At 66.8% G+C, this 18,231-nt stretch carries 16 protein-coding genes and 1 tRNA gene; 7 read left to right on the plus strand and 10 right to left on the minus strand.

All coding sequences use genetic code 11. The features are described from left to right. Positions 1-292: 292 nt before the first annotated feature. From L1857_RS11640 to L1857_RS11650, 3 genes are read right to left on the minus strand one after another with little or no spacing between them, the layout of a single operon-like run. Positions 293-736: a pyridoxamine 5'-phosphate oxidase family protein gene (locus L1857_RS11640; RefSeq protein WP_116115377.1), complete on the minus strand. Its 444-nt coding sequence runs from the start codon at positions 734-736 to the stop codon at positions 293-295. Positions 737-745: 9 nt separating this feature from the next. Then, positions 746-1,516 (minus strand): ABC transporter permease, encoded by a 771-nt coding sequence (locus L1857_RS11645; protein WP_094007709.1) that lies wholly within the window; start codon positions 1,514-1,516, stop codon positions 746-748. After that, a complete protein-coding gene (locus L1857_RS11650) occupies positions 1,513-2,436 on the minus strand; it encodes an ATP-binding cassette domain-containing protein (RefSeq protein ID WP_094007708.1) in 924 nt (307 codons plus the stop codon). The genes L1857_RS11645 and L1857_RS11650 overlap by 4 nt, the downstream gene beginning before the upstream one ends. Before the next feature lie 63 nt (positions 2,437-2,499). Between L1857_RS11650 and L1857_RS11655 the strand changes: the two genes are divergently transcribed. The 3 genes from L1857_RS11655 (at position 2,500) to L1857_RS11665 (ending at position 4,453) form a co-directional block, all read left to right on the plus strand. Beyond that, positions 2,500-3,276: a TetR/AcrR family transcriptional regulator gene (locus tag L1857_RS11655; RefSeq protein WP_116115375.1), complete on the plus strand. Its 777-nt coding sequence runs from the start codon at positions 2,500-2,502 to the stop codon at positions 3,274-3,276. 9 nt (positions 3,277-3,285) lie between these two features. Then, positions 3,286-4,338 (plus strand): nitronate monooxygenase, encoded by a 1,053-nt coding sequence (locus L1857_RS11660; protein ID WP_116115373.1) that lies wholly within the window; start codon positions 3,286-3,288, stop codon positions 4,336-4,338. A 43-nt stretch (positions 4,339-4,381) separates the two neighbouring features. After that, positions 4,382-4,453, plus strand: a tRNA-Val gene (locus tag L1857_RS11665). Between the two features lie 117 nt (positions 4,454-4,570). On the opposite strand, the gene L1857_RS11670 is transcribed toward L1857_RS11665, so the two are convergent. Then, positions 4,571-5,386, minus strand: a complete 816-nt coding sequence (locus tag L1857_RS11670; RefSeq protein ID WP_162831274.1) for a tyrosine-type recombinase/integrase — start codon at positions 5,384-5,386, stop codon at positions 4,571-4,573. A 540-nt stretch (positions 5,387-5,926) separates the two neighbouring features. Between L1857_RS11670 and L1857_RS11675 the strand changes: the two genes are divergently transcribed. Together L1857_RS11675 and L1857_RS11680 are read left to right on the plus strand one after the other, a co-directional pair. Then, entirely contained in the window at positions 5,927-7,219 is a 1,293-nt protein-coding gene (locus L1857_RS11675) for an IS256 family transposase (RefSeq protein WP_249465065.1), read from the plus strand. 177 nt (positions 7,220-7,396) lie between these two features. After that, positions 7,397-8,311 (plus strand): DUF6602 domain-containing protein, encoded by a 915-nt coding sequence (locus L1857_RS11680; protein ID WP_162831210.1) that lies wholly within the window; start codon positions 7,397-7,399, stop codon positions 8,309-8,311. Between the two features lie 164 nt (positions 8,312-8,475). Here L1857_RS11680 and L1857_RS11685 read toward each other — a convergent pair whose 3' ends face one another. The 4 genes from L1857_RS11685 to L1857_RS11700 form a co-directional block, all read right to left on the minus strand. After that, positions 8,476-9,000, minus strand: a complete 525-nt coding sequence (locus L1857_RS11685) for a hypothetical protein (RefSeq protein ID WP_162831211.1) — start codon at positions 8,998-9,000, stop codon at positions 8,476-8,478. Between the two features lie 123 nt (positions 9,001-9,123). Then, the gene (locus L1857_RS11690) at positions 9,124-9,600 is read right to left on the minus strand and encodes a hypothetical protein (protein WP_116113702.1); all 477 of its coding nucleotides are present in this window, start codon (positions 9,598-9,600) and stop codon (positions 9,124-9,126) included. Between the two features lie 12 nt (positions 9,601-9,612). Then, on the minus strand, positions 9,613-10,404 hold the full coding sequence (locus L1857_RS11695) for a hypothetical protein (protein ID WP_116113705.1): 792 nt from the start codon (positions 10,402-10,404) through the stop codon (positions 9,613-9,615). A gap of 495 nt (positions 10,405-10,899) precedes the next feature. Continuing rightward, entirely contained in the window at positions 10,900-11,451 is a 552-nt protein-coding gene (locus L1857_RS11700; RefSeq protein WP_162831212.1) for a hypothetical protein, read from the minus strand. Between the two features lie 38 nt (positions 11,452-11,489). Here L1857_RS11700 and L1857_RS11705 point away from each other — a divergent pair, with 38 nt between their 5' ends. Both L1857_RS11705 and L1857_RS11710 read left to right on the plus strand, forming a co-directional pair. Further along, on the plus strand, positions 11,490-14,159 hold the full coding sequence (locus tag L1857_RS11705) for a PA14 domain-containing protein (RefSeq protein ID WP_116113707.1): 2,670 nt from the start codon (positions 11,490-11,492) through the stop codon (positions 14,157-14,159). A gap of 320 nt (positions 14,160-14,479) precedes the next feature. Next, positions 14,480-16,126: a DUF2079 domain-containing protein gene (locus tag L1857_RS11710; RefSeq protein WP_162831213.1), complete on the plus strand. Its 1,647-nt coding sequence runs from the start codon at positions 14,480-14,482 to the stop codon at positions 16,124-16,126. Here the strand turns inward: L1857_RS11710 and L1857_RS11715 are convergent. Both L1857_RS11715 and L1857_RS11720 read right to left on the minus strand, forming a co-directional pair. Beyond that, positions 16,099-16,431: a DUF732 domain-containing protein gene (locus L1857_RS11715; RefSeq protein ID WP_158224486.1), complete on the minus strand. Its 333-nt coding sequence runs from the start codon at positions 16,429-16,431 to the stop codon at positions 16,099-16,101. The two genes, L1857_RS11710 and L1857_RS11715, sit on opposite strands and share 28 nt — an antisense overlap. Then, positions 16,428-17,927 (minus strand): GH25 family lysozyme, encoded by a 1,500-nt coding sequence (locus L1857_RS11720; RefSeq protein WP_116113737.1) that lies wholly within the window; start codon positions 17,925-17,927, stop codon positions 16,428-16,430. Before L1857_RS11720 ends, L1857_RS11715 begins: the two co-directional genes overlap by 4 nt. Positions 17,928-18,231 lie beyond the last annotated feature (304 nt).

An 18,231-nucleotide genomic window follows, 5' to 3' on the forward strand; every position in this document is an offset into this window, starting at 1 on the left:
ATCCCGTTCCCGGGAGCGCGGGCCGTCGTGGTTCTCGCGTCAGGACACGCCCAGCAGCACCGCCAGCGCCTCGACGAGCGACGCCGAGGTGCTCGCGATCGTCGCGTCCAGGTACTCGGCGACCGGGGTCAGCTCGGCGGCCGAAGCCTGCCCGCCCAGCAGGGCCAGCGTCGGCGCGGTGAGCAGGCCGAGCGCGACACCGCGCTTGGTCCAGCGGCGGGCCTTGCTCTCGAAACCGGATGTCGCGCCGGTGAGTGAATGCCGTTAACGCACGTGTCACGTGGACGAGAAATCACGCGGTGCCGGTGATCCGGGCCGCCTCGACGAAGACCGCGCACCGGCGCTCCTGCGCCATCACGCGGTCGTAGGTGTCCCAGTCGTCGTGGGTGCCGCCGGCCGCGGTGAAGATGTCGCGCAGCAGCCGGGGCAGGCCCGCCGGGTCGAAGCCGGGGTCCGGGTGGTCCGGGCCGATCAGCCGGACCGGGCCCTGCACCGCCGCCCACGTCCAGCCGCGCCGGAACACGATGGTCGCGTTGCCGCGGGCGCGCAGCAGCTCCAGCTTCTTCGCCCCGCCCTGCGCCACGAACGCGACCGCCGGGCGGCCGGACACCGGATCGTCGAGGACGCCGGCGTTGACCACCGAAGCGTGCACCGTGCCGTCCGCCCGCGCGACCGCGACGGTGGCCAGGCCGGTTTCCTGGGCGGCGAGCGAGCGGACGGCGTCGAAGTTCGTCATGGGAGCAAGCTAGCGCCGGGCGCGCCGCCGGAACAGCGCACCGGCGACCGGCACCGCGACCAGCGTGATCCCGCCCCACCACACCAGTGCCAGCCACGCCGAGTCGCCGACCGGGGCGCCCAGCAGCAGGTTCCGGACGCTGTCCACCACCGGCGTGACCGGCTGGTTCTCCACGAACGCGCGCAGCCCGCCCGGCATCGTGCTCGGCGGCACGAACGCGCTGCTCAGGTACGGCACGAACACCAAGACCATGCCGAGCCCGGCGGCGCTTTCCACGCTGCCCGCGAGCAGGCCGAGGATCGCCGCGACCCACGAGACCGCCAGCGTGAACACCAGCAGGATGCCCAGCGCGGCCAGCCAGCCACCGACGCCGGCCGCCGGGGAGAACCCGATCAGCAGGCCGACGCCGATCATGATCGCGAGCGAGACCACGTTCCGCGCGAGCGCCCCCACGACGTGCCCGGTCAGCACGGCCGTGCTGGACATCGGCATCGTGCGGAACCGCTCCACCACGCCGCGTTCCAGGTCGTCGGCCACACCGACGGTCGTGGAGGTGGAGTTGAAGGTGACGCTGATGGCGATGATCCCGGCGAGCACGTAGTCGATGTAGGCGGTGCCGCCGACGTCGATCGCGCCGCCGAACACGTACCGGAACATCAGCATGATCGCGACCGGCAGGAAGATCGCCGTCATCGCCTGGTCGGGGTTGCGGAAGATGTGCCGGATGGACCGTCCGATGAGGACGGAAGAGTTGTTCGCGGTCCAGTACAGGGCGGTCATCGCAGGGCTCCGATCGCGGGCTCGCCGGTGAGGGACAGGAAGACGTCGTCGAGGGTCGGGCGGGTCAGGGCGAGGTCGGCGATCTCCGCCTCCGCCTGGTGCAGGCGGTCCAGGACCTCGCGCACGTCCCGGGCGCCGTCGACCGGCACGCTGAGCGCGAGGCCCTCCCCGGCGGGCGTGCCGCCGAGCGCGAGCCGGGCGACCTCGAGGGCCTCCCGGGTGGCGAACGTGAGGTCCAGCCGCTCGCTGCCGATGCGCTGCTTGAGCGAGGCCGGCGTGCCCTCGGCGACGACGCGGCCGCCGTCGATCACCGCGACGCGCCCGGCCAGCTCGTCGGCCTCCTCCAGGTACTGCGTGGTGAGCAGGACCGTCACCCCGCCGGCCAGCAGGTCCCGCACGGTGTCCCACACGCCGGCCCGGCTGCGCGGGTCGAGACCGGTGGTGGGTTCGTCGAGGAAGAGCACTGGCGGTGCGGTGATCATGCTGATCGCCAGGTCCAGCCGCCGTTCCATACCGCCGGAGTAGGTCTTGACCGGCCGTCCCGCGGCGCCGGTCAGGTCGAACCGGGCCAGCAGCTCGTCGGCGCGGCGGCGGGCGGCCGCGGTGCCGAGCCGGAACAGGCGGCCCATCATGACCAGGTTCTCGTAGCCGGTCAGCATGCGGTCCACCGCGGTCTGCTGCCCGGTCACGCCGATCAGCCGTCGCACCTCGCGCGCCTGCCGCACGACGTCGAACCCGCCGACGCGGACCGTCCCGGCGTCCGGGGCGAGCAGCGTGGTCAGGATCCGCACCGTGGTGCTCTTGCCCGCGCCGTTGGGTCCCAGCAGGGCGACCACGCTGCCCCGCTCGACGGCGAGGTCGACACCGCCGAGCACCTCTCTTCCCCCGAAGGCCTTCCGCAGGCCGCTGACCTCGATCACGACACCCTCCCAGTAATTGTGTATCTCGCACACTTATTGGTGTAAGTGATACACAGTTCTAGGATGGTCGTCAAGGACGAGAGGACGGCGATGACGTCAGACCACGGGCGGACGCTCGAACTGCTGTGGGGCGGCGGCGAACGGCCCGCGCGGGGCCCCAAGCCCGCGCTGAGCGTGGACAAGATCGTGCGTGCGGCGATCGACCTCGCCGACAAGGAGGGCATCGACGCCGTGTCGATGCAGCGCGTCGCCGCGGCCGTGGGCAAGACGACGATGTCGCTGTACCGGTACGTGTCCGGCAAGGACCAGCTGGTCGAGCTGATGATGGACTACGCCGCCGAGGACGCACCGCCGGTGCCCGCGGGCCAGGACTGGCGCGCCGACGTCGTGGCGTGGGTCCGCGCGGTGTGGGCGTTGCTGGAGCGGCACCCGTGGATACTGCGGATCCCGTTGCACGGGCCGCCTTCCGGGCCACGGCAGCTCGCCTGGCTGGAGGCCGGACTGCGGGCGATGTCGGGACTCGGGCTCACCGGGGGCGAGATGATCGCCGCGATGACCTTCCTGGACGGCGCCGTGCGCGAGCTGGCGCGCCTCGGGCTCGACATGAGCGAGGCGCAGCGGGAGGCGGGCGTAACGACGCAGGAGGCCGACGCCGACTTCGCGGCGGCGCTGCGGAGGTTCGTGGACCCGGTCCGGTTCCCCACGCTGGCGTCCACCGTCGCGGACGGCACGTTCGACCCGGAGCCGGGTGCGGACACCAGCGTGCTGCCCGATCTCGAGTTCGGGGTGCAGCGCCTGCTGGACGGTCTCGAGGCGTACGCGCGCCGCCGGGAAACCTAGAGTGGGGGCATGTTCGAAGAGCTGCGTGTCCCCGTCCTCGTGGCGCCGATGGCCGGCGGCCCCACCACACCCGAACTCGTCGCCGCGGTCGCCGAGGCGGGCGGTTCGGGCTTCCTCGCCGCCGGATACCTGACCGCGGACGCGCTCGGCGAGCGGATCACCAAGACGCGGGAGCTGACGGACCGGCCGTTCGGGGTCAACCTGTTCGTGCCGGGGCGGGAGTCCGATGTGGAGTTGTCGCCCTACGTCCGGCGGATCGCGGAGGAGGCGCGGCACTACGAGGTCGAGCCCGGCGACCCGCGCTGGGAGGACGACGACTACCCGGCGAAGGTCGATCTCGTGGTGGCGCGGGGAATCCCGTTCGTGTCGTTCACGTTCGGGCTGCCGTCCACTGAGGACGTGGCACGGCTGCACGAGGCCGGCTCGCGGGTGATCGTGACGGTCACCACCCCCGAGGAGGCCGTGCGGGCGGCCGAGATCGGCGCGGACGCGCTGTGCGTGCAGGGGTTCGAGGCGGGCGCGCACCGCGGCTTGTTCGTCGACGCCCCGGAGCACCCGGCCGGGGGAGAGGTCTACGGGCTGCTCGCGCTGCTGCGGCTGGTCGGGACCGCGGTGGACCTGCCGCTGATCGCGGCTGGCGGGATCGTGCACGGTGCGGACGTGGCCGCCGTGCTGGCCGCCGGGGCCGACGCGGCGCAGCTGGGCACCGCCTTCCTGCGCGCCGACGAGGCCGGGACGCAGCTCGCGCACCGCAAGGCGCTGGCCGAGGGCGGACGGGTCACGGCGATCACGCGGGCCTTCAGCGGCCGTCCGGCGCGGGGCCTGGTGAACCGGTTCCTGACCGAGCACTCGCCGTACGCGCCGTCGGCGTACCCGCAGGTGCACCACCTGACCAAGCCGGTGCGGGCGGCCGCGCACGCCGCTGGCGACCCGGAGGGCGTGAGCCTGTGGGGCGGGCAGACGTACTCGGTCGCGCCGGAGGGCCCGGCGGCGGAGATCGTGGCCCGCCTGCTGGCCGAGGCGACGGCGGCGCGGGACCGCGTGACACGACGGCTGGGGTAGGTGCACGCGGGCCGGCCGGGATCCGCTAGGATTTCGGCACACCGGGCGATTAGCTCAGGGGGAGAGCGCTTCGTTCACACCGAAGAGGTCACTGGTTCGATCCCAGTATCGCCCACTGGTTATTTTAGCTGTTCAGACGGCCTGTCGACGACCATCGTCGGCAGGCTGTCGGCGTTTGCGGGGAGCAGATGGGGAGCAGGGCGTCCTGACCACTTCCGCGAATCCGAAGAGGTCACGCCGCATCCGCCTCCTGACCTGCGTGTTCGTCCCAGGTCCATCCGCCGTCCAGCTCCCAGCGTCGCTGCAGAGCGGCCAGCATCGACTCGACCATGACGTCAGTCACGTGGGAGTAGAGGTCGTCGGTGTCCTTGCGCTTGTGTCCCAGGCGTACCAGCCGGAGGATGCGCGGGACCCCGTCTTCGATCAACCACGTCTCGTATGTGTGACGTAGGTCATGGAAGTGCATCCCCTGATTGAGTGGCGCCCAGCCGCGGTCCTTGTCGCCGGCCAAGGCGGGTAGCCAGATGCGGCGGCGGAAGTTGGACCGGCGGTGGAGGCCGCCGTTGGCGCCGGTGAAGACGAACCGCGTGTCGGGGTTGCGCTCCCGGTGGTCCCGCAGCAGGCCGGCCAGGAAGGGCGGCAGGTGGATGGTGCGGACGCTGGCGGGGGTCTTCGGTGGTCCGAGTTCGAGCCGTCCCCGGACCTCGTGCAGGGCGCCGAAGTTGGGGTCGATCTCGATGCGTGGGTCTTCGTCGAGGTAGGTGCGGATCCACTGCAGCCCGGCCAGCTCGCCCCAGCGCATGCCGGTGTAGGCGTCGGTGATGGTCATGAGCCCGGCATCGGGCGTCATCCTTCCCGCGAGTGCGTCGACTTCGTCGCTGCTGGCGTGGGGCCGTTCGGGACGGTCCTCGAAGCTGATGCGCAGTTTCCGGCACGGGTTCGCGCCAATCAGACCCTCGTCCACGGCTTCGCCCAGGATCATGGAGAACAACACGAGAATGTCCTGGACGGTTTTGTCGGCCAGGTTCGGGCGGAGTTTCTTGTTCACCCACCCCTTCACCTCGATCCGTGCGATATCGCCGAGAGCCGTCCCAGACCATCGTGGCAAGATGTGGTTACGGATGTGCGAGTCGTAGGTAGCCAATGTAACTTCCGCGGCGTGGTGGGCATCGCACCACGCGCGGATCCACTCGTCGATCGTGGTTTGCGCCAGGCGGGGGTCGGTGAACCGGCGCCGCCGCTGGTCGGACTCCACATCGTTCGCGCGGTTGTCCGCTTACTCCTGGGTGGCGAACCCAGTCTCCGTGAAGATGGTTCCGTCATTGAGCCGGTAGCGGACACGGAACCCGCCTTGGCGTTTTTCTAACCATGCCATTGTTGTTCTCTTCCTGAAGGACTGGATATGACCGCGCCGGAAATTCGGCACTGCCATATCCACGCTCCATTGACGGAGAAAATCAACCCAAATGTGTTCAGGGGTCAAAAGAATGTGTGCACGTCAATTGGTCCGGCGGCGGGACTGTTCCAAGATCGGTGTTTCTGGCCCGACACGCCGGGCTGAGATCCGGCGGGATGGGCACTGTGAGTGATGACATCGGACCTTGTGAGTCCACGCAAGCGTGACCAGAAGGCGGCGCAGCTGTCGCCGGAGCAGGCTGCCGCGGCGGCGATGGTGGCCGAGGCCAAGGCGCGAGGGTTGGCGTTGACCGGCCCGGACGGCCTGCTCAAGCTGTTCACCAAGAACGTGCTGGAAACGGCACTGAACGAGGAAATGACCGAGCACCTCGGCCATGAGAAGAATCAGGCGGAGGCGGACCGGGAATCGACCAATGTGCGGAACGGGACTCGGTCGAAGACCGTGATTTCGGACGCTGCCGGCGAGATACGGGTCGAGGTTCCGCAGGATCGGGAAAGCACGTTCGAGCCCCAGATCGTAAAGAAGCGGCAGCGTCGGCTCGCCGACGTGGACGAGATCGTGTTGTCGTTATATGCGAAAGGAATGACCACCGGCGAGATCTCCGCGCATTTCGGTGAGATCTATGGGGCGTCGGTGAGTAAGGAGACGATCTCGCGGATCACCGATAAGGTTGTCGCCGAGATGCAGGAATGGGCCAGCCGCCCACTCGACGCGATCTACGCGGCGGTGTTCATCGACGCTATCCACATCAAGGTTCGGGACGGGCAGGTCGCCAACCGGCCGGTCTACGCGGCCATCGGCGTGACCGTGGACGGACATAAGGACGTCCTGGGCCTGTGGATGGGCGTCGGTGGCGAGGGCGCGAAATTCTGGATGAGCGTCCTGGTCGATCTGAAGAACCGCGGGATCCGCGACGTGTTCTTCCTCGTCTGCGACGGCCTCAAAGGTCTCCCGGAGACCGTCACGAACGTGTGGCCGCAGACCATTGTTCAGACGTGCATCGTTCATTTGATCCGCAATACGTTCCGGTTGGCAGCGCGGCAGCACTGGGACGAGATCAAGCGGGATATCAAACCTATCTACACGGCTCCGAATCCTGGCGCCGCACTCTCCGCGCTGGACGAACTCGAGGAGAAATGGGGCAAGAAATATGGTGCGATGGTTCGACTCTGGCGCAACGCGTGGGAAGAATTCGTGCCGTTCCTGGACTACGATGTTGAAATTCGGCGCATGATCTGCTCGACGAACGCAATCGAATCACTGAACGCCCGCTACCGGCGGGCGATCCGCGCGCGTGGACATTTCCCCACCGAGCAAGCCGCGATGAAGTGTCTGTATCTTGTGACTCGCAGCCTGGACCCGACCGGGACCGGCCGCGCCCGATGGACAATGCGCTGGAAGCCAGTCATCAACGCGTTCGCCATCACGTTCGGTGACCGCTGGCCGGGAGCCGAAACCTACTAACCGAACCGCCGGAAACACCGATCACGGGATAGACCCTCTTCTGATGACTGGTGAAGTAGCAGTATCCGAACTCTGCGCTATTCGCCAGCTCGCTACAGCGTTTGCGGTTGTGAACAGGGCCAGCGGTACACCCTAGAGCCTCCTACTTGACCGGTTGTCGGCGGAACAATGACGGGAGTGAAGCCTGTTGTGGTATTAGTTGCTGCCATGAAACCTCAGCATGACCTGTTCGACCTTATGCAGCAAATGAGCAATCATATGGCCGCAGAGTATGCCCGAATCCGGTTGAGGGCGCGCGAAGACCCTGGTACGGCTGGCGATCAGGGTGAGGAAAACTGGGCTGAACTGCTGCGGCGATGGCTGCCTGCTGGCTGTCATGTAGTCACAAAAGGGAGAGTAATCTCGTCTACAGGCCAGGTAAGTGGACAACTGGATGTGTTCGTCTTGAGCCCCCAGTATCCACGTGGCCTTTTGGGTAACAAACTGCGCCTTGCCGCAGGCGTACTGGCCGCGTTTGAATGCAAAAACACCCTTCCACCCAGGGATGTTCGGAGCACTCTACAAAAGGCAGCCGCACTCAACGCACTGTCGCGTTCGGACCCTTCAGTCAAGCATCGAATAACTTCCGGACTTCTAGCTCATTCGTCAGAATTTCCAGCTGGCAAAGTCGATGGAAATCAACACCCAATCGGCTTGTCGCTGCATCAGATAGGTATGGATGTTGTCCAGAATCCATTCGACTACTTGGACCTTGTATGCGTAGCTGACGTTGGCACATGGGAACTAACACTGGCAAGCATGGAAATCCCTGAAGTAATGCCAGAAAGCTTGATAAGTAGCTACAACGGCCCAATGCGCATACCTGGCGAAGGGCCACTGTTTAGAAACACGCCTCCCGACCCAGTTAAACATGATATCCAACCAAACGCAATTGGACGATTCTTGGCGATTCTACTGAGGGAGTTGGGTAAGGATGACAACACCCTAATGCCAATGGCTCGATATTTTCACAACGTCGGCCTCACGGGTATCGGTGGCGGTATCGTTCGAGATTGGCCACTGAATAGAGAGCGACCTGACGATGAAAGCTAAACGCGGACCACGCCAAACAGATAATCATCGTTCAGGCTCTCTCAACATCCGTTACTCCCACCAGTCAGGGCAGCCATCATCTGGGTTATGATTTGAACACGACAACCCGTGGAGCATTTCGATCGCAAGCACCGTGGATGACTGCTGAAGCGCCAGATCGTGACTCAATTCCCGCCGTCACACGATTCGTTGCCCATTGTGGTGATGACCGGCACCCATTCGCCACCGCCGGTGGCGTAGTCAGCCCAGGTGTAGCCAGTGTCCACACTGTTGTGGACAGCATGGTTCCGCCTCTTCTGCGCTTTACGTATCTGACGCACATGTGACTGCCAAGTGACTTTGTCAGTGTTCGAAAGCTTTTCCCAGACTTTTTTCAGCAACGCGCCTGCCGTCAGTGCCCCAGGACTTGTTTGTGGATCCAACTTGCGCAGAATACGGCCGAGCACGGCTTCGGTTTCAGCCGCTTGGACCATGATGAGACCGCGAAGCCGTTGCATACCGGACGTGTCATAGCCGCTGGGCTCGCCACGACCGTCCTCGCTAGGCCGCCAGTAGACGTCGTTGAGGATGTCCGACCACTCACGTACCTGCTCACCGAACTGAGGCTCCTGAAGGTCCCACCAGTCGACAGGTGGCGAGTCATCACGTAGATCGTTCCAGGTTGGCAGCGCCGGCTGCTGTTCTCCCACGCAGAACAGTATGGCCTGATCTTCATCTCAACACCACTGAAATGACGACGAAGGGTCGACATGCGACGTTGTACCAATATTCTGACATCCGACAAAGGTGTCCATTTTCCGATGCTTTCGAGATCATCTAACTGTCGGTTGGTTGGTTCGGGCGGTGGCGGTCAGGTCGGCAGCGAGGTAGTCGGTCCAGCTGGCTTGGGCGAACTTGGCCCAGGCGTGGGCTGTTCCGGGGTGGATGCCGAACAGGTCGGCGATCACGATCGGCGGCAACTCGCCGACGGCCTCGATCATGGCGGTGTTGCGGGCAGCGAGCGTAGGCAATCCGTGCTGCCGCAGGAGTTTCTGCGTTGTCCGAGCGCTTCGTGGCTTGCCGGGCTGGCTGGCGGGCAACAGGTATCGGGGTGGCTCACCGTCTGGTGGACGCACCATGGACCGGTAGTGCGGGTGGGCGAGGTGCTCGTCGATCAGCGCCGCCAGTTTGGGTGGCAGCAAGACCGGATGGTTGCCGATGGTGAGGTAGGCGTCGCCGTTGGCGCGGTGGAACCGGTCGGCGGTGAGCTCGACGATGCGGCTGATCGGCAGGCCGAAGAGTCTGACCAAGCTTCCGATGATTCACACCTCGCGCGGGAGGCTGTCGTCGTTGAGGCAGCGGCGCAGTTGTCGACGGTACTGCTCTTCGGTCTGAAAGTGGATCGGCAAGCTGTTCTTACTGGCTGGGAACTCCAACCCGGTGGTGAGTCGGCGCTGGCTGGCCCAGCGCAGAAAGGAGGCGAGTTCCCTGCGTTGGGTCGGGTTGGTGTCCAACCAGTGGTCGAGCTGCTCTTGGGCCAGCGTGTCGAGCGTGGTTGCGGTGGCGTCGAGCCAGTCCAGGAACCTGATGGCGGCGCGGATGTCGGTGCGGTCGTGGGCTGCGGCGGCCTCGGTGTATCGGTTGCAGGCGTCGCGTCGGCGGGCGTCGCGAATCACGTGCCATTCGGCGAAGGGGCGGATGATCCGCTGCTGAGGTTTGGGCAGCCGGTCGATCGTGCGGTCGGCCCAGGCTTCCAACCGGTTGAGGTGTTCGGCCCGTGGGGGCAGGGCGCCAGTGGCGATGAGCGCGTCGCGGACGTAGCGGGTGCTGCGGGTGGGCGGCAAGCCGTCCAGCAGGGCGTGGGTGATCTCGACGGGCGCGGCGGCCAGATCAGCCAGCAAGGTTGCCGCTGGGTGGTAGTAGAGCCAGTTCAAGACCGAGTACTCATTCGAGGCGGCAGTCAGTGCCTGCGCCAGCGGCTGAAGTTGTTGTGCAACAACGTCATCGTGGTCGCTGAGCAGGTCGTGGACGCGGTGGGCGACGACGCAGCGGGCGCAGCAGCCGTCGGCGTGCAGCCTGCCGGGCCGGCCGCACTCGCGGCAGGTGAAGTCCACTGTGGATCCTGCGCATGGTCCGCAGATGTCCTCGTTGTTGTCGCTGCGGCCGACCAAGACTCGCACGAGGGCGCATCGCGGGCACCGGGCGGGGTTGCGCAGGTGGTGGAAGGCGCAGCGGAAGCAGACCGAGCCGCGGGGCCAGTCTCCATACAACTGGGCGGTCTGACCGCAGTCATGGCACTGGCCAGATCGGCGAGGGCGGCAGGCAGTGCAATGGAAAGCCCCGCCACGGCCACCGAAGCCACTGCCCGGCCGGACCCGACCGCAGACCACACACCGGCCGGTCTGCCGGTAGCACTGAGCGCACCGGTCTGGCAGGTCGCCGACCGCTCGGATGCGGATCGGGCGGATTTGTCCGCAGATCCCGCAACGTCGTGGCGGACGCTGGTAACAGCTATGGCAGACCGGGCCGTCTTCCGTGACGGCCGCCGTTCGGCGGTGATTACCGCATCGGCTGCATTGGCGGGTGAGTTTGGGAGCGCACGACTCGCACTAGGCGCCGCCGTCGGCTCGTCGCTTGGTCGGTCGGCGGCGACGCCCGCACTCGACGCACTCTTCGAACAGGTCCTCGTCGGTGGCGTAGCAGCGTCGGCAGATCGGTCCTTCCGGGCGGCGGGTGACGACGTGGGCCTCCTGCCTGCACCGAGCGCAGGTGTGCACTTTTGTCTTGTGCTTGCACCAGTTGCAGCATCGACCGTCCGGGCTGCGGCATTCCAGCAGTCGATCGGAACGGCCACAGATCGAGCACGCTGGTGCGTTGACCGGGTGGCCTGCGGCGGCCAGCAGGTCCAAAAGCCGGGCCAGCGCCAGCGGACAGTCCGACGGCGGGACATGCAGCGCGTCGGGATGCTGGTCGAGGTAACGGTGCAGCGCCAGCGCACCCCATGCCGTCCACGCCTGTGCCTGTTCCAAGATTTCCTGGGCCTCTGGCGGGGTCACGGCGGGCTCGGTGATGTTCTGCACGTCCGTGATCAGCCTGGCTCGGGCGCCCTCTCGGGCGGCGATGCGATCCAGACGCTGCTTCTCACCGTCACGGTTGCGCACTCGACGCCGCGCCGTCGTCCGGGTCAACGGCGCGTCCGATGTGGTCACCGCTGGCCGGGGCGGCAGCCGGCATCCCCGTTGATCACAACTCGCTGCGCGCCACCGGAGACATCCTGTTCCCCCAGGCAGGCAACTACACCCTCCGCGTCCTGGCCAACGACGGTGTGCGTGTCTGGATCGACGAGCAGCTGATCATCGACGACTGGCGCAACACCGCCGCAGTCTGGAGGCAGGCCACCGTCAACAGTCCTGCGGCTGGTGCTGCCAAGCGCATCCGGATCGACTACTACGAGTTCGACAACAACGCCCAACTCGAGCTGCACTGGACGACTCCCTCCGGAGTCCAGCAGGCAGTGCCCGGCAGCCAACTCAAACCTCGCTACGGCCTGACCACTTCGACAGTCACAGACGAGTCCGATGGTGTGCCGAACAAGACCGAAAGCACGCAGTACGCGGCTACCGGACTTGACCCCGTCTACTCAGCACCAGCGGGGACCACAACCGACCCCTCGGGGCTGGCCTTGACCAGCCGCAGCGGGTACGAAGCGGTCGGGACGGGCTACCTGCGCACCACGTCGAAGAGCATGCCCAGCGGCGCAACCACGACCTACGCCTTCTACGGCGACACCGAAACCAGGGCCAACCCCTGCGTTCCGGGAAGCCCGGCGATCAATCAGGGAGGCATGGCGAAGCTGACCACCGGCCCAGCGCCCCTGTCCGGCAACCCGCGGGTGGACGAACAGGTCTACGACGCGTCCGGACGCACCATCGCCAAGGCAACGGGCGGCGAATGGTCGTGCACCACTTACGACGCCCGTGACCGGGTGGTGCAGCAGACCCACCCGGCCAACGCCACCGCAGGCGCTCGCACGGTGACAACGAACTACGCCGTCGGCGGGGACCCGCTGACTACGTCGATCACGGACGAGTTCGGCGTCGTTACCACCACGGTGGACCTCCTCGGGCGGGTCGTGGCCTACACCGACGTCCACGGCACACGCACCGAGACCACCTATGACCAGGCAGGTCGTTCCGTTCAGGTGAAGGTGGTCCCGCCGGCTGACCCGGCGCAGATCTCGGTGATGACCTATGACGATGCGAACCGTCTGCTCACACTCACATTGGCAGGGACGACTCTGGCCACCGCGTCGTATGACGCGGCTGGTGAGCTCAAATCCGTCGCCTACAGCAATGGCAGTGCCCTCACGGCCATCGGTAAAGACCCGGCCGGGCGAGCCACATCCCTGACCTGGGCGACCAGTGACGGCGCCCAGATCGTGTCGCAGGTCGGCCGGACAAGATCAGGAACGATCATCGACGAAGCACTCGGCGGTGTCGACCCACGACCCAACGCCCCCAACTATCTCTACGACGCCGCAGGACGGCTGACCCAAGCCTGGGTCGCCGGACACCACTACACCTACGATTTCACCTCACCGGCCCCGGCTGCTTGCCCGACCGGGACACAGGCGAACGCCGGCCTGAACACCAACCGCGTCCGATTGCTCGACGAAACATCGAGCGGAACAGTCGAGACCGGCTACTGCTACGACGCCGCGGACCGCATCCTGGCCACCACCGGAGCGAACCCGATCACCAGCATCACCTACGACAACCGTGGCAACACGACCGCATTCACCAACGGAGGCTCGACAACCTACCTCGGCTGGGACACCGCGGACCGACACCTCACGGCTCGCACCACCGGCGCCGACCCCGCCGACGTCGCCTACGTCCGGGACGCCACCGATCGCATCACCCGCCGCGGCGCCACCCAGGGCGACGACGTTACCGATGTCCTCTACTCCTACACCGGAGACGGTGACTCGGCGGACCTTGCACTCGACGCCGCCAAGAAGCTGCTCACCCGATCGATCAGCCTTCCCGGCGGCGTCCTGTACACCCTGCGTAACGACACAACGCCGACGACTACTACGTGGGGGCACCCCACCATCCGTGGGGACCTCAGCCTCACCACAAACGCCACCGGCGCCAAGGTCGGCGATCTGCGCACGTACACGCCGTTCGGCGAGCCGCTGACCGCTGTCGGGGCCGTCGATAACGACAACGTGCCAGACAACCAGGCTGGGCAGCTTGACTACGGATGGCTTGGGCAGCACCAACGGCCCTATGAGCATGCCGGTGCGCTAGCGATCGTGCAGATGGGATCGCGCCCCTACCTGCCGGCATTGGGTCGTTTTCTGTCCGTAGACCCGGTCGAAGACGGATCCGCCAACGACTACGACTACGTCGCCGGTGACCCCGTGAACGCCACCGATCTCGACGGGCATGCCCGTTACCGAGCCAAGAGCCGCTGGTATCGCTACAAGTACTCGTGGCGCTACAGCTACAAGAAGTCTTGGCGCTGGGCCAAGCCGAGATACAGTCGCAAGTACGTCGTGACCCGCGCATCGTACAAGGCCTCCTACAAGTACTGCTCACGTGTAGGACGGCCCGGTCGAACGAAGTACAACTGCGGCCACCACCTCAGTTGCCCTTACGGCCCTGGCTCAGGCTCGACCAGGAAATACAACCCCATCCCGATGTCAGTGGTTAAGAAGGTTGTGAGCGGCTGCCTGTTCGGTGGCGGGCCAGGCGGATACACATCGGCGAAATGGCTGCTCCGAAACGCGGCCCGAGCAGCCAAGGCCGGAGGGCCGATTGGGTTCATCGTAGGATGCGGCATCGGGATTTGGGCGTCGTATTGACAGGCGAGAGGCAGGAGACAGTGCACGGTGTCCGGATTGCGGCGAAGGTGGCCCTGGTCATCGCGGTCGTAGTCGGCAACGCTCTCGTCCTCAGGTACCTCGGCCTGGTATCAGCCGTGGTGTACACGGTCGTCGCGGTGGCGGTCTTCAGCCTCGCCGCCCGGCGGCCCTCAAACCGAAAGTAACGATGTCGTGAGCGCGGGCGCCGTCGCCATCCGGTGACGGCGCCCGCAGCCGTCTGCTCGACAGGTCCCGCCAGGCCCCACGTGTGCGGCAGATAGGGTTCGTCGCGACCATTCTCCGGAAGTCGGGAGCAAACCGTGAGGTTGGATGCCGCCGTTGTCGGCAAGAGCGCCGGACCACAGGCCAAGTTGACGAAGCGCGTCCCCGTCGTTGTCTTGACGGTGCTCGCGGTGGTGCCGGTCGGCTTGGCGTTGTGGACTGCGGCGCGTACCTCGCGGCTGCACGTGTTGCTCGACTACTGGCACGTGCTCGCGAAGATCACCTCGGATGACGGCTCGCTGGTGCCGGGGCAGGTGCTGACCTACCACCTGGACCAGCCCTTCGCGGTCCCGTCATTGCTGTTCTGGGCCGATGCGGGGTGGTTCGGCGGCGACAACAGGGTTTTGACTGTCCTGACGGTGCTGCTGCTGGCCTGCGCGGTGCTTCTGCTCCGGGGGATGGTGCCGTCCACAGTGCCGCCTGTGATCAAGGCCGCCCTGACGGCCGGATTCGCGTGGCTGCTGTTGTCCTCGCACCTGGCGGAGCTGTGGTTGCAGGGCACGAACGGCATCAGCTGGGTGCCGGCGGTCGTTTGCGGGGTCGTGGCGGTGGCGGCCGCGCACCGTGGGCAGGTGTGGTGGGCCTGGGGTGCGGCGTTGGTGGCCTGCCTGTGCTTCGGCGCGGGGCTGCCGGTGTGGTTCGCGGTCGCGGTGGCCACCTGGTTGCGGGGCGAGCGGATTGGGCGGGTGGTCACCCCGTTGCTGGCCGGGCTGCTGGTGGTGGCGGCGTGGTTCCTGACGAAGCCGGCGGGGCCGCAGTCGCTGGCGACGACGGCGATCGATCCGGACCGACGGTTGTCGGTTTTCGGTGCGGCGCTGGGCGGGTTGTGGGCGGTGGACACGCCGGTGGTGGCGGTGATCGCCGGTGGCGCCACCGTTGCGGCGCTGGTGTTGCTCACTCTGCCCGCGTTCCGCAGGACCCGGGAGGCCGCGCCGGTGGCGGGTTGGATCGCCCTGGCGGTGTATGCACTGCTGCTGGCCGGATTGGTGGCGCTGGGCCGCTCGACGACGGTAGCGGTCGCGGGTGGCAACGTGGGGCTGTTGGGCCGGTACGGTCTGGCTGGCGCGCTGGCGACGTGCGCGTTGTTGGTGCTGGTGGTCGTGGCACGGCCGGCGCTCCCGCAGCGGTATGTCGTCACCGCGGTGGTCACGCTTGGGCTGGTCACGCATGCGATCGGCGGCGGGACTCAGGACCAGGCGCGGGCGAATTATGCGTCGCTGGGTCTGGCGGCGGTGGCGTTGCGGGTCGAGGCTCGGGAGACGCTCACCGCGATGCAGATCGAGCCGTCGGCGATACCGGCCGCGCGGGCGTTGGGCGCGTATCCGTTCACGGATGATTTCAGCCTCGGTTGTGCTCATCAGCTCGGCCAGTCCCTGGACCTCACCGCCGTGCCGGTGCTGCCCGGTCCGGCGGATGCGGGAACCACCAAGGGGGTCGTCGACACCTCGGTGTTGGCGGGTGACACCGTGATCTCGGGTTGGGCGCTGGTCCAGGGGCAGGTTCCGGATTGCGTGCTCGTGACCGATGCGGCCGGGACGATCGTCGGTGGTGGTGTCACGAACGTCGCCCGGCCGGATCTGGCGTGGCCCGGCTGGCGGGCCGTGGCCGCTCCAGGTGCGACGGGACTGAGCGTGGTCGTGGCCAGTGGTGATGCGCTCTACCGCGTCGAACCCAGCGGCTCCTGAGACGTTTGGGGGCAGAACGCCTTCATCGAACGGGACGCGATCCGCACGGCCTGCACCGGCGAGTACCCGCGGTCCTGTAGCTCGCTGACGATGGTGCGTGGGGTGATGCCGCCGGCTATGGCCGCGCAGATCGAGTGTGCGAACTGCGTAACCTCGGCGTCTGTTCCGCGGACCGAGTCGGTGCGCAGGTCCTGGACGAGCCCAGCGTCATGCGCGGCCGGTTCCGCGTCGCCGGGGGCCGCGACGATGAAGATGATGGCGCCGAGGAGCAGAGCTGGGAGCCACGCGTGCCGGCGTCTGATCACGAATACGCCACCTGCGTGCGGCCGGTCGCGCTGTCCCAGGCGATGGTGCCGTGCTGGAAGTTCGTGCGCCGCCCGCCGGTCACGGCGTACTCGTCGCTGGTCGGGTAGCCGAGCGCGCTGCGTTCCCAGCCCAGTGAGGCCCAGGTGTCGCGGATGGCGCCGTAGACGGACCAGGCGCCGGTGGTGGGGGACCAGTAGATGGACGCGGCTTTGGAGAAGTGGTTGTAGCGGCCGACACCGTCCGGTGCCGCCGTCTCGTCGGTGGCCGGGTAGCCCATGGCTCCGGTTTCCCAGCCGAGTGCGGCCCAGCGGGACCGGATCTGTCCTTGCACGGAATGGGCGCCGGTGCTGGGTGTCCAGTAGACGGATGCGCCGCCGGCGCCGTTGAAGTGGTTGTACCGGCCCACTCCGTCGGGCGTGGTCGACTCGTCGGTGGTGGGAAAGCCGAGGACCTGGGTTCCGCCGCGGGCCAGCCAGGTGCTGCGGATCTGGCCGTGAACCGACCGCGCTCCGGTGGCGGTGCTCCAGTAGATGGAGGCGCTATCGGCACCGGCGAAATCGTTGTAGCTGCCGCCGTCGACCGGGGTTTCGTCCGTGAGCGGGAAGCCCAGCAGGCCACCGGGGCCGCCGAGGTTCTGGTAGTGGCCGAGAATGGCGCCGCGCACGGACCAGGCGCCGGTGCTGGGCCGGAAGTACATGGTGCCGTGGTCGTAGTTCTGCGCCCATCCGCCGGCGACCGTGTACTCGCCGCCGGACACGTTTCCGAGTGGGGAGGCGGCGCCGCCGAGCGCGCTGTAGTGGGCTTGGAGCTTGTCGGGCTCGTCACCGGTCGCGAACGCGGCGAGTTGTTCCGGTGTGCCGTTGAACCAGTCCTGGTCGCCGGGAAAGGTGCCGGAGGTGGCGTACTGGAAGAAGGTGTACTCGCTCCAGCTCGCCGGGATGGTGGGCGCGCCTCCGGCGTCGGAGTTGCTCGGCGCGATCCAGAGGGGGTCGTTGCCGAAGCCGCTGTCGTTGCCGGTGCAGTGGCTCCACCAGCCGGTGGTCGTGTAGATGATGGGCCAGCGGTTCGTGCGGTCGTGCACCGTCGTGGCGAAGTCGGCGATCCACGCGGACATCTGGGTGGTGGTGAGGCCGTAGCACCAGCCTGCCCAGTCGGCGGTGCCGTAAGGGTTGTATTCGATGTCGAGCACCGGCGGAAGCGTGTGCCCGTCGGCGACCCAGCCACCTCCGTGATCGAGGAAGAACAGCGCCTGCGCCACGCCGCCGGAGCGGTCGGGCAGCGCGAAGTGGTAGGCGCCGCGGCGGAGTCCGGCGTTGGCCGAGCCGGAGTAGTTGGCCGTGAACTGGGGGTCGGTGTAGGTGGTTCCTTCGGTGGCCTTCATGAACGCGAACTTCGCTCCAGCCCCGGCGACCGCGGACCAGTCGACCGCGCCCTGGTGGTGGCTCACGTCCAAGCCCGGCGTCGTCGCGGACACCTGAGCACTTGTCGCTGCCATCGACACGAGCACAGACACCGCGATGACGCACGCCTGTCGCAACCGTGACACCTGTTCCTCCCCGTGCTTGCTCGGGCCCGCACTCGTATCGACAGTTCTCCGATTCCGTTACCGCCCGGGATGGAAAGCGCTATTTCGTCCCTTTTGTCATCGCCCTGATGGCCTATTGCGGTCTGTGCTCATAGCTCCACCTGCTCTTCTTGGCAATGGTGATCCATGCCTCAATTCGTCCTGTAACGAGAACGCCTTCCTTAAGCGATGCTGAGAACTGGACGGCGGGTCTGAACCTTCCGTCCGGCGCGGA

This window comes from Amycolatopsis thermalba (assembly GCF_023376025.1).
GTDB classification, from domain to species: domain Bacteria; phylum Actinomycetota; class Actinomycetes; order Mycobacteriales; family Pseudonocardiaceae; genus Amycolatopsis_E; species Amycolatopsis_E thermalba.